This is a genomic window from Falsiroseomonas sp. HW251 (assembly GCF_050563545.1).
Lineage (GTDB): Bacteria > Pseudomonadota > Alphaproteobacteria > Acetobacterales > Acetobacteraceae > Falsiroseomonas.
The window spans coordinates 1-11440 of record NZ_JBNXUM010000064.1; the positions used below are offsets into that span (position 1 = coordinate 1).

The window sequence follows — 11440 nt, forward strand, 5'->3', positions numbered from 1 at the left end:
CGTTAAAATGACCCCTGCTCCGCCCGCCAGCGCGCCCAGTCCGATGTCTCCGGCAGCGCCCGCGGCGCCCCGGCCGGTCCCGTCACGCTCAGGCCGAGTTCCGGCGCCCCCTCCGCGGCCGGCCGTACCCCGATGCGCAGGTCCAGTGTCCCGCGCGCGAGGTCCGCGCTGCCCGACACGCCGGCCATCGCGCCGCCCTCGGCCGCGATCCGCCCTTCGTCGACCCTGATCCGGCCGGAAGCGATCGTGCCGCTGGCCTCCAGCCGCTCGAAGGCCGTTGCGCCCGCGGTCAGGGCGCGCCGCACCGCCGCCTCGGCCTCCGGCAGCGAGGGCAGGCCGCTCCCCGCCACCGCCGCCGCCAGGTCGAAGCCCGTCACCACCCCGTCGCGCAGCGCGATGCGCATCCCGCCATCCAGCGACCCCAGCAGCCCCGCCGGCGCATGGCCCGCCGCGGACAGGCTCGCCGTCACGTCCCCGCGCCCCGCCGTCAGGTCATAGGGCAGGCCGAGCAGCGGCTCCGCCAGCGTCGCATCCGTCAGCTTCACCTCCGCGCTGATCCGCGGCGGCGCCGCGCGCACGTTCACCGCGACCGCGCCTTCCAGCGCGCCGCCCGCCAGCCGCGCGCGAAGCCGCTCCGCCACGAACTGCCCCTCGGCCAGCCGCAGCGCCGCCGAGACCTGTTCCAGCACCGCGCCGCCGGCCTCGATCCGGCCGGCCTCCAGCGCGACCTCGGCGTCGAAGCCGGCGAGCGCGGCGAAGGGCAGCGGGTCGGTCCCGCGCAGTTCGGGCGCCGGCAGCGGTAGCCGCTCCGCCGCGATGCGCCCGGTCAGCCGCGGCCGCGCCCCCTGCGCGAGCGCGAGGGATCCGCCGGCGCGCAGCTCGGCCGCCACCATCTCGAAGCTCTCGGCCGCGATGCGGTCCGGCCCCGCCGCGACATGCGCGACTAGCGAGAAGGAACCCTCGCCCAGCCAGGGCAGGTCCGCGCCGAAGGCCTCCTGCAGCAGCCGCGGCGCGCCGGGATGGCGCAGCGTCAGCGTCGCGCCGCCCTTCGCGCCGAGCAGGTCGAGCGTGCCGTTCGCCTCGGCCCGCAGCTCGCCGAGTTCCGCCGTGCTGCGCAGCGCTAGCGCCTCGGGCGTCCCGCTGCCGGTGAGCCGCAGCGAGACCGGCAGCATCGCGATGGCGGTGCGGTCGGGCCAGCTGCCCGGCAGCAGCGCGACCAGGCCGCGCGCGGAGGTGCCGTTCACCTCCAGGCTGCCGTCCGACAGCCGCGGCTGCGCGCCGAGCGTCAGCGTGCCCGACGCCGCGATGTCGGCCTCGGCCAGCCGCCCCGACAGGCGCCGCAGCGTCAGCCGGCCATTCTCCAGCGCCGCGTCCAGCGCGCCGCGTTCCAGCACCGCCTCGCCCCACCGCGCCTGCTCCGCCGCAAGGCGCAGGTTGAGGTCCATCGCGCCGAGCGCCCGCGACGCCGCCTGGATGTCGAGCCCGTTCGGCAGCCAGCGCTCGACATCGAGCCGATCGAGCGTCAGCCCGAGCCCGAGCGCCGGCCGCGCCCCATGACGCAGCGTCCCCGCGCCGGACAGCCGCAGCGCCTCGAAGCTCGCGGAGAGCTCCGGCATGGCGATCTGGGCTTCCTCGATCACCAGGCGGAAGCGCCCCTCGCCGCGGCGGAGCAGCGTGGCGTCCAGCTCCTCCACCGGCAGGCCGAGCGCGGCCAGCGTCGCGCGGACATCCGGGCCCGCGAAGCGCGCCCCGATCTCGAGCCGCCCGCCCGCGGTGGCGCCGGCGAAATCGAGCTCCGTCTCGCCGGGCAGCACGACGGAGACGTCGGAAAGCGTGAGCCGCCCGTCCTCGAGGAAGGCCGCTCCCCGCAGCCGGCGCAGCGTCATCCCGGCATAGCCCGCGGCCTCGGCCGAGAGGTCTACCGAGACCGGCCAGGGCCGCGCTGCGCCGGAGCGCAGCGCCGCGACCCAGCCATCAAGCTCGAGCCGGCTCGCGATCAGCGCGACATCGAGCCGCGACGCCGGCGCCAGCCGCAGCGCGACCGCGCCGCGGGCCGGCGCGCCGCCGAGGTCGATGGTCAGGTCGTCGGCCGCGATCAGGTCGGCCGCGGCGTTGAGCTTGCCCGCGGCGCGGAAGGCGCCGGAGGGGCTCGGCAGCAGCGCCGCGAGGTCGGGGCCGGAGACCTCCATCGTGCCCTCGAAGCCGCCATCGGGCACCAGCACGCCGCGCGCGCGGCCCGATGCCTCCGGCATGGAGAGCGAAAATTCCAGCGGCGCGATCCCATCCCAGCCCGGCCGCCCGAGCGTCGCCGCAAAGCGCGCGACGCGGCCGGAGACGCTGAAGCCGCCGGCGATCTCGATGGCTTGCGAAAGGCCGCCCGAGGAAAGCCGCGCGGTCACGCCCTCCAGCACGGTCTCGCCGAGGCGCACGCGGCCGTCCTCCACCCGGGCATCGAGCTGGGTGATCCAGGAGGGCGGACGGAAGGCCAGCAGCGGCCCCGGCGGCCAGGGCAGCGTGAGTTCCGCGCCGACCAGCGCGATGTCGCGCGGCGCGAGGCGACCGAAGAGGAAGGGCAGCAGGTCGAGTTGCAGCCGCAGCGTCCGCGCGGTGACGCTGAAGCCGCCGCCCTCGCCGCTCGGCGCCTCGGCGATGGTGACGCCGCCGGCGCGCATGACGGGGCTCGGCAGGATCTCGACCTCGATCGGCCCGTCGAGGGTGACGGGCCGGCCCAGCCGGTCGGACGCGATCTCGGCGAGCCGCCCGCGCCAGGAGCCCCAGTCCACGAAGCGCGGCCCGATCCAGAGGGCGGCCAGGACCAGCAGGACCAGGCCACCGAGCGCGAAGCCGGTCTTCCTCATCCCGCCGCGGGGCTGCCCCACCCGCCGCCGCCCGGCGTCTCGAGCGCCAGCACCTCTCCGGCCGCGAGCGACGCGCGGTCCTGGCCCTTCATGGGATGCACGCTGCCGTCGAGACGCTCGACCCATTGCGCGCCGGGCGCGCCGGGCGATCCGCCCGCCACGCCATGCGGCGCGACGGTGCGGCGCGATGCGACGATGACCGCCTCCATTGGGCGGAGGAAGCGGATGCGCCGGCGCGCACCGTCGCCGCCGGGCCAGCGACCGGCGCCGCCGGAGCCGCGGCGGATCGCGAACTCCTCGAGGCGCACGGGGTAGCGGAGTTCGAGCACCTCGGGGTCCGTCATGCGGGTGTTGGTCATGTGCGTCTGCACCGCCGAGGTGCCGGGGAAGCCGGGCCCCGCGCCCGTGCCGCCGCAGACCGTCTCGTAATACTGGTAGACCGCGTCCCCGAACAGGAGGTTGTTCATCGTCGCCTGGGCCGAGGCGCAGGCGCCGAGCGCCGCGAGCAGCGCGTTGCACGTCATCTGGCTGACCTCGGTGTTGCCCGCGACCACCGCCGCGCCGGGCCGTGGCGACAGGAACGTGCCTTCCGGCACGATGATCTCGAGCGGCACCAGGCAGCCATCGTTGAGCGGGATGTCCTCGCCCACCAGGCAGCGGAAGCAATAGAGGACGACGGCCCGGCAGACCGCGGCGGGGGCGTTGAAGTTGTCGGGGCGCTGGGGCCCCGTTCCCGTGAAATCGATGACGGCGCGGCGGTTCGCCCGGTCCACGCGGACGGCGACGCGCAAGGGCGTGCCGTCGTCGATCGTGGTCTCGAAGCTGCCATCCCGCAGGCGCTCGAGGACACGGCGGACGCTCTCCTCCGCATTCTCCATGACGTGGCGCATATAGGCGCGGACGGTCTCCAGGCCGAACTCTGTGACCGCGCGCTGCAATTCCTGCACGCCCTTCTCGTTCGCCGCGACCTGCGCCTTGATGTCGGCGACGTTCACGTCGGGGCTGCGCGCGGGATACTTCGCGGAGGCGAGGAGTTCGCGGAATTCGGTCTCGCGGATGCGGCCGCCGTCCACGAGCAGGAAGTCGTCGATGACGACCCCCTCCTCCTCCAGGTTCTTCGAGCCCGGCGGCGTCGAGCCCGGCGTCAGGCCGCCGATATCGGCGTGGTGGCCGCGGGAGCCCACGAAGAACAGAATCTGCCGGCCCGCCGCGTCGAAGACCGGGGTGATGACCGTCACGTCGGGCAGGTGCGTGCCGCCGTTGTAGGGGTTGTTCAGCGCCACGACGTCGCCGGGCTTCAGCGTGGCGCCGCGGGATCGGATCACCGTGCGCACGCTCTCGCCCATCGCGCCGAGATGCACCGGGACATGCGGCGCGTTGGCGACCAGCCGCCCCGTCGCGTCGAAGATCGCGCAGGAGAAATCCAGACGCTCCTTGATGTTCACGGAGAGGCTGGTGTTCTGCAGCACCGCGCCCGTCTGCTCCGCGATGTTCATGAAGAGGTTGTTGAAGAGCTCCAGCATCACGGGATCGGGGCGGGAGAGGTCGGCGATGCGCGCCGCCGCGCGGGCTTCGGTGCGGCGCAGGATCAGGTGGTTCAGCGCGGTGACCTCCGCGGTCCAGCCGGGCTCGACCACGGTCGTCGCGATAGCCTCGCGGATCAGCGCGGGGCCGGGGATCTGGTCGCCGGCGTGCAGCGCCGCGCGGTCCAAGACTGGCGCGCGATCCGCGACGCCGCCGCTGAACAACGGCACGGTGTCGAGGACGGGGATCGCCTCGCCCGCCGCGCGCGGCGGCAGGGCGGCCTCGTCCACCTTCTCGCCGGGGGCGGTGACCTCGACGACGCAGGCCTCGACGATGACCGGGCGCTCGGGCGTCGCGAAGCCGAAGCGGCGGCGATGCGCGTCGGTGAAGGAGGCGACCAGCGCCGCATGGTCGGCGAAGGCGACGGGCAGGAAACTGTCGGTGCCCTCGTAGCGCAGGTGCAGGCGCCGCGCGGCCGACAGCGCGCAGGGATCGGCGCCCTGGCGCGCAAGTTCGGCCCGGCCGGCCTGCTCCAGCGCGTCGAGCCGCGCGACGAGGTCGGGGATCGCGGCCTCGGTCAGCGGCGATTCCACCGCGGCCTCGCGGATCACGGTCTGGTCGGCCAGGCCCATGCCATAGGCGCTCAGCACGCCGGCGAAGGGATGGATGAAGACGGTCTCCATGCCGAGCTCGTCGGCCACCAGGCAGGCATGCTGCCCGCCGGCGCCGCCGAAGCATTGCAGGGCATAGCGCGTGGCGTCGTGGCCCTTCTGGATCGAGACCTGCTTGATCGCGTTGGCCATGTTCGCGACCGCAACGCGGAGAAAACCCTCGGCCACGCCTTCCGGTGACTGCGGCGTGCCGGTCGCGGCCGCGATCTCGCTCGCGAGCGCCTCGAACTTCTGGCGGACGACGGCCGCGTCGAGCGGCTGATCGCCGTCCGGCCCGAAGATCGCGGGGAAATGGCGCGGCTGGACCTTGCCGACCATAACGTTCGCGTCGGTGACCGTCAGCGGCCCGCCGCGGCGATAGCAGGCCGGGCCGGGCACGGCGCCGGCGCTTTCGGGCCCGACGCGGAAGCGCGCGCCGTCGAAGCTCAGGATCGAGCCGCCGCCGGCGGCCACCGTGTTGATCGCCATCATCGGCGCGCGCATGCGCACGCCGGCGACCTGGGTCTCGAAGGCGCGCTCGAACTCGCCGGCATAGAGCGCGACGTCGGTCGAGGTCCCGCCCATGTCGAAGCCGATGATGCGATCCAGCCCCGCCATCCCCGCCGTGCGCGCCGCGCCCACGATGCCGCCCGCCGGCCCCGACAGGATCGCGTCCTTGCCCTGGAAGGATGCGGCCTCCGCGAGCCCGCCGGACGACTGCATGAAATAGAGCCTGACACCCGGCAGTTCGCCCGCGACCTGCTCGACGTAGCGGCGCAGGATCGGCGAGAGATAGGCGTCCACCACCGTGGTGTCCCCGCGCGGCACGATGCGCGGCAGCGGGCTTGCCTGGTGGCTCAGCGAGACCTGGTTGAAGCCGGCCTCGCGGGCCAGCTCGCCGAGCCGCAGCTCATGCGCTGGATGCGCCCAGGCATGCATTATCACGATCGCGACCGCCCGGATGCCCGCGGCGAAGCCCTCGGCGAGAGCGGCCCGGGCCGCGTCCTCGTCCAGGGGCTCGATCTCCGCCCCGTCCACCGCGACGCGGCCGCCGACCTCGGCGACGCGCTCGTGCAGCAGTTCCGGAAGGCGGACATTCAGGTCGAACAGGCGCGGCCTGGCCTGGTTGCCGATCCTCAGCATGTCGGCGAAGCCGCGATTGACCAGCAGCAGCACGCGCTCGCCCTTGCGCTCCAGCAGTGCGTTGGTGGCGACGGTCGTGCCCATCTTCACGGCCTCGATCATGCCGGACGGGATGGCGGCGCTGGCAGCCAGGCCGAGGCAGGCGCGGATGCCGGCCACCGCGGCGTCGCGGTAGCGGCCGGGGTTCTCCGACAGCAGCTTGGCAGTGGAAAGCCGGCCCGCGGGATCGCGCGCGACGATATCGGTGAAGGTGCCGCCGCGGTCGATCCAGAACTGCCAGCCGGCCATGCCATCCACCCCTGCGATATGGACCGCTTCTGTCGGCCCCATGCCATGGCGTCAACGGCCCCCGGCCCTGTAGCGGGCCGCGGCGGCGTGCTAGGACCGGCGGCGAAGGCAGCAGGCGGGTCGCTTTGGGAGTCTGGGGCAAGATCATCGGCGGCGTCAGCGGGTTCCTGACGGGCGGTCCGCTCGGGGCCGTGGTCGGCGCGGCGCTCGGCCATGCCGCGGACGAGGGCGCGATCGGCTCGCGCATCGGCCCCGGCGCCGCCGACCTCGCCGCGCTGCTCGGCAACAAGGACACGCTCTTCGCGATCTCGGTCATCGTGCTCTCGGCCAAGCTGGCCAAGGCCGACGGGCCGGTGAAGCGGCAGGAGATCGACGCCTTCAAGGCGATGTTCCGCATCCCGCCCGAGAACCTCCGCGAGGTCGGGCAGATGTTCGACAAGGCGCGCCAGGACGGAGAGGGCTGGGAGCCCTTCGCCGAGAAGCTCGGCGAGGCCTTCGCCGACAACCGGGCGATGCTCGAGGACGTGCTGGCCGCGCTCTTCTACATCGCGCGGTCCGACGGCCCGATCACGCGCGGCGAACTGCCGGTGCTGCAGGGCATCCACCTCCGCTTCGGGCTGGATGCCGGCGCCTGGGAACGCGCCAAGGGCGGCAGCGGCCAGCAGGGATCCCGGGTCGAGGAGCAGCGTCAGACCGACGACGCCTATGCCGTGCTCGGCCTGACCAAGGCCGCGACCGATGACGAGGTGCGGCTCGCCTGGCGGAAGCTGATGCGGGAGAACCACCCCGATACGCTGGCCGCGCGCGGCGTGCCGAAAGATTTCGTGGTGCGCGCGACGAAGAAAGTCGCCGAGATCAACGCGGCCTGGGACCGGATCAAGCGGCAGCGGGGGCTGTAGCGGATTGCGTGAGAAGCACTCTCCCCCACTCATGGCGGAGAGTGTTGGGTAATGGGGACGACGAGGACATGGCGCGCGCTGCTCTTCTTCAATGCCCCCCTCACCCAACCCTCTCCCCCCTGCGGGTGGAGGGGGCTTTCCGGCGGCGCGTGTCAGTCGGCTGATCCCTTGCGCATCCGCGACCTGCCCAGCCCGAACCACGACGAGCGGCCCGCGGGCACGCCCATCGACACGATGATCCTGCATTACACCGGCATGCGGACCGGCGAGGCGGCGATCGCCCGGCTGCGCGACCCCGCCTCGCGCGTCTCCTCTCATTATGTGGTGGAGGAGGACGGCGCGGTCTTCCGCCTGGTGCCGGAGGACCGCCGCGCCTGGCATGCCGGCGTCTCCTCCTGGCGCGGCAACACCGTCCTCAACAGCCGCAGCGTCGGGATCGAGATCGTCAATCCCGGCCATGAATGGGGCTACCGGCCCTTTCCCGCGCTGCAGATGGCCGCGGTCTGCGAGCTGTGCCTGGCCATCCTGGAGCGCCACCCGATCCCGGCGCGGAACGTCGTCGCGCATTCTGACGTGGCGCCGGACCGCAAGGACGATCCCGGCGAGCTTTTCGACTGGGAAGGCCTGGCCGCGAACGGCGTCGGGCTCTGGCCGGCCAAGGACGGCGCGGCGGAGGGCGATGCGCTGACGCTGCTCGGCGCGATCGGCTACCGCACCGACCTGCCGCCGCCCCTGCTGCTCCGCGCCTTCCAGCGGCATTGGCGGCAGGAGAAGGTGGACGGGATCGCCGATGGCGGGACGCTGGCGCGGCTGAACGCGGTCGCGGCGCTGCTGTGAAGGCGCGCCTCGCCGCGATCCTGGCGGCGAGCCCCGGGCATCTCGATGTCCTGCAGGCGGCGGCGCTGGCGGGACCGCGCCATGCCTGGATCGGCGCGGGCTTCCTGCGCAACGCGGTCTGGGACGCGCTGTCGGGCCGGGCGCCGGATGTGGCGGCGTTGGCGGACATCGATGTCGTCCATCACGACGCGGACGCCCCGCCCGATGCCGCCTTCGAGGCCGCGCTGCGCGCCGCGCGTCCGCTGCCCTGGTCGGTGGTGAACCAGGTCCGCGCGCATCCCTGGAACGGCCACGCGCCTTACCGCGACCTGGCGGATGCGCTGGCGCATTGGCCGGAAACCGCGACCGCCGTTGCGGCCAGGCTGGCCCGGGGCCGGATTGAGATCCTGGCGCCGCATGGCGTGGACGACCTGATGGGATTCGTCATCCGTCCCACGCCATCCCATGCGGCCGACCGGTCCGCGCTGCGCGCCCGGCTGGCTGCCAAGCGCTGGCGCGAGCGCTGGCCCGCGCTTCGCGTCGTCCTGCCGGATTGACCCGCGCGCCCCCAGGCGCGCTTGACCCGCGCGCCCCCAGGCGCGCTTGACCCGCGCGCCCCCAGGCGCGCTTGACCCGCGCGCCCCCAGGCGCGACACCCCCCTCGGTGCCGGGTGGCTGGGCGACCGCTGGCTCCTGCGCAGGCAGGGGCTGGAGGAAAGTCCGGGCTCCACGGGAATACGGTGCCGGCCAACGGCCGGCGGGCAGAGGGCGCAGGCCCGAGGCCCAGGGAAAGTGCCACAGAGAGCAGACCGCCACGGCGAGGCCTCGGCCTCCCCGCGGCAAGGGTGAAAGGGTGGGGCAAGAGCCCACCGCGCTCCCGGCAACGGGGGCGGCATGGCAAACCCCACCGGGAGCAAGGCCGAATAGGGGCGGCCGGCGTGGCGGGCAACCGCTGACGCAGGGACATTCCCGTCCCGCCGCCCGGGTTGGCCGCGTGAACCCCGCGGCGACGCGGGGTCCAGAGGAATGGTCGTCCAACGCCGAAAGGCGCGGACAGAACCCGGCTTACAGGCCACCCGGCGCCAGCTTTCCTCCACAGGTCATCCCCGAAACGTCCCCAACCCTGAGAACAAACAACGAAGCCCAGGAATCGCGGGCAATGTTCAGTATACAATCAAGGCGGGATCTCAGAGTCGTTCCTTAACGGCCTGAGAAGAGACGGTTTTTCACAGCCGCATTCCCGCGTCGTCCCGTGTTTTCTGCTTGTGATCCCGGAAATGCCCATGCTATCCCAAGCCATCCCGTGACGGAGCCTCGCTCGGGGGGGCATCTGGGGCACGTCGGGGGATGGTCGGGCGAGCCGGTGGGGTCGGGGGGCCCCGCCGGCCGCTGAGCGGGGGACGACGGCCCCAGCGCCGTCGGGGGGCGACAGCAGACGCGATGACCCAGTTCGTGGGCACGCATTTCGGAAAGCTGGACCGCAAGGGCCGCATTTCCGTGCCCGCGCCCTTCCGCGCCGAGCTCGAATCCGCCGACACCTCCCACCTCGTCTTCCGCATCTCCCACCAGCATCCCTGTATCGAGGCGAGGTCCCGCGCGGTGTTCCAGAAGATGCTCGACAGCATCCTCGCCCTCGAGCATTTCAGCGAGGAGCGCGAGACGCTGGAAGCCGGCCTGATCGCGGACAGCACCATGCTGCGCCTCGACGGCGAGGGCCGCCTCGTTCTCCCGGAATCCATGGTCGAGGACGTGAAGCTCTCGGAGAATGTCGCCTTCCTCGGCAAGGGCGACCGCTTCGAGATCTGGGACGCCGACACCGCCAGGACCCATGTCGCCGAGGCCAAGGCGCGGGTGCGCGAAAAACGTCTCACGCTCGCCGCGACGCCTCTCCACACGACTCCGCGCGCCATGCCATGAGCGGTCACGTTCCCGTCATGCTGCAGGAGGTGCTGGCGACTTTGCGGCCTCGCTCCGGTGCCACCTATCTCGACGCGACCTTCGGCGGCGGTGGCTATGCCGAGGCGATCCTCGCGGCCGCGGACTGCACGCTCTGGGCGATCGACCGCGACCCCGACGCGATCGCGCGCGGCGCGGCGCTGGCGGCGCGCCATCCCGGCCGCCTGCACCTCGTGCATGCCTGCTTCGGCGACATGCTGGAGAGCCTGGCGGCGCAGGGCGTGACCAGCCTCGACGGCGTGGTGATGGATCTCGGCGTCTCCTCCTTCCAGCTCGACCAGGCTGAGCGCGGCTTCTCCTTCCGCGCGGACGGGCCGCTCGACATGCGGATGGGGCGGGAAGGCCCGACCGCGGCCGATCTCGTGAACACGCTGCCCGAGGCGGAACTCGCACGCATCATCGCCGAGTTCGGCGAGGAGCGGCACGCGCGCCGCGTGGCAAAGGCGATCATCCGCGCCCGCGGCGAGTCGCCGATCGACACGACCGCGCGACTTGCCGAGATCGTGCGCCGCGCCGTCCCGCGCGATCCCTCCGGCATCGACGGCGCGACGCGGTCTTTCCAGGCGCTGCGTATCGCGGTGAACGACGAACTCGGCGAGGTCGAGCGCGGCCTGGTCTCGGCCATGCGCCTGCTCGCGCCGGGCGGGCGGCTGGTGGTCGTCGCCTTCCACTCGCTCGAGGACCGGATCGTCAAGCGCGCGATGACCGACGCGGCGGGCAAGCGGGGCGGCGCCTCGCGCCACGACCCCGCGTCGATGCTGGCGCGCGCCGCGCCCGATTTCGCGCTGGTGACGCCGAAGGCGCTGAAGCCCGGCGAGGACGAGACCTCGGCCAATCCGCGGGCGCGCTCGGCGCGGCTGCGCGCGATCGAACGACTGACGCCTGCGCAGGTGCACGCATGATCCGGCCCTTCACCCTGCTCTGCTTCTGCGCCTTCGCCGGGGCCGGCGCCTGGCTGTATGGCGTCAAGCATTCGGTCTCCGAACTCGACAGGAAGCTGGTCGAGGTGCGGCGCGAGACCGAGCAGGCGCGCCAGCGCATCGACATCCTGCGCGCGGAATGGGCGCTGATGAACGAGCCGGAGCGTCTGCGCCAGACGGCGACGCGGGTGCTGACGCTGGAGGGGATGCAGCCCCAGCACTTCGCCCGGCCGGGCGACGTCGAGCGCCGCCTGCCCGCCGCCGTCGCCTTCGCCGGCGCACCGAACATCTTCGAGATCGGGCCCGCGCCGCGCCAGGCCGATCCCAACGTGATGCTCGCCGCCGCGACGGCGCAGCCGTCGTCGGTCGCCGCGCCCGCCGCGGCG

Annotated in this window: 8 protein-coding genes and 1 other RNA gene; 7 read left to right on the forward strand and 2 right to left on the reverse strand. The window is 73.3% G+C overall.

Annotated features, from left to right (window positions below; all coding sequences use genetic code 11):
* Positions 1–2: 2 nt before the first annotated feature.
* Positions 3–2858, reverse strand: a complete 2856-nt coding sequence (locus ACLF3M_RS34855) for an AsmA family protein (RefSeq protein WP_430661622.1) — start codon at positions 2856–2858, stop codon at positions 3–5.
* Positions 2855–6463, reverse strand: a complete 3609-nt coding sequence (locus ACLF3M_RS34860; RefSeq protein ID WP_430661629.1) for a hydantoinase B/oxoprolinase family protein — start codon at positions 6461–6463, stop codon at positions 2855–2857. Before ACLF3M_RS34860 ends, ACLF3M_RS34855 begins: the two co-directional genes overlap by 4 nt.
* 125 nt (positions 6464–6588) lie before the next feature.
* On the opposite strand from ACLF3M_RS34860, the gene ACLF3M_RS34865 reads away from it, so the two are divergent.
* The 7 genes from ACLF3M_RS34865 to ftsL form a co-directional block, all read left to right on the forward strand.
* Complete coding sequence (locus tag ACLF3M_RS34865) at positions 6589–7362, forward strand: TerB family tellurite resistance protein (protein WP_430661623.1); 774 nt, start codon at positions 6589–6591, stop codon at positions 7360–7362.
* A 168-nt stretch (positions 7363–7530) separates the two neighbouring features.
* The gene (locus tag ACLF3M_RS34870; protein ID WP_430661624.1) at positions 7531–8199 is read left to right on the forward strand and encodes an N-acetylmuramoyl-L-alanine amidase; all 669 of its coding nucleotides are present in this window, start codon (positions 7531–7533) and stop codon (positions 8197–8199) included.
* A complete protein-coding gene (locus ACLF3M_RS34875; protein WP_430661625.1) occupies positions 8196–8735 on the forward strand; it encodes a nucleotidyltransferase family protein in 540 nt (179 codons plus the stop codon). The genes ACLF3M_RS34870 and ACLF3M_RS34875 overlap by 4 nt, the downstream gene beginning before the upstream one ends.
* A gap of 110 nt (positions 8736–8845) precedes the next feature.
* An RNA gene (gene rnpB / locus ACLF3M_RS34880) (RNase P RNA component class A) lies at positions 8846–9262 on the forward strand.
* 356 nt (positions 9263–9618) lie between these two features.
* A complete protein-coding gene (locus ACLF3M_RS34885; protein WP_430661626.1) occupies positions 9619–10095 on the forward strand; it encodes a division/cell wall cluster transcriptional repressor MraZ in 477 nt (158 codons plus the stop codon).
* Entirely contained in the window at positions 10092–11036 is a 945-nt protein-coding gene (gene rsmH, locus ACLF3M_RS34890; protein ID WP_430661627.1) for a 16S rRNA (cytosine(1402)-N(4))-methyltransferase RsmH, read from the forward strand. Before ACLF3M_RS34885 ends, rsmH begins: the two co-directional genes overlap by 4 nt.
* A partial coding sequence (gene ftsL, locus ACLF3M_RS34895) for a cell division protein FtsL (protein WP_430661628.1) occupies positions 11033–11440 on the forward strand: 408 nt, incomplete at its 3' end. The genes rsmH and ftsL, both read left to right, overlap by 4 nt.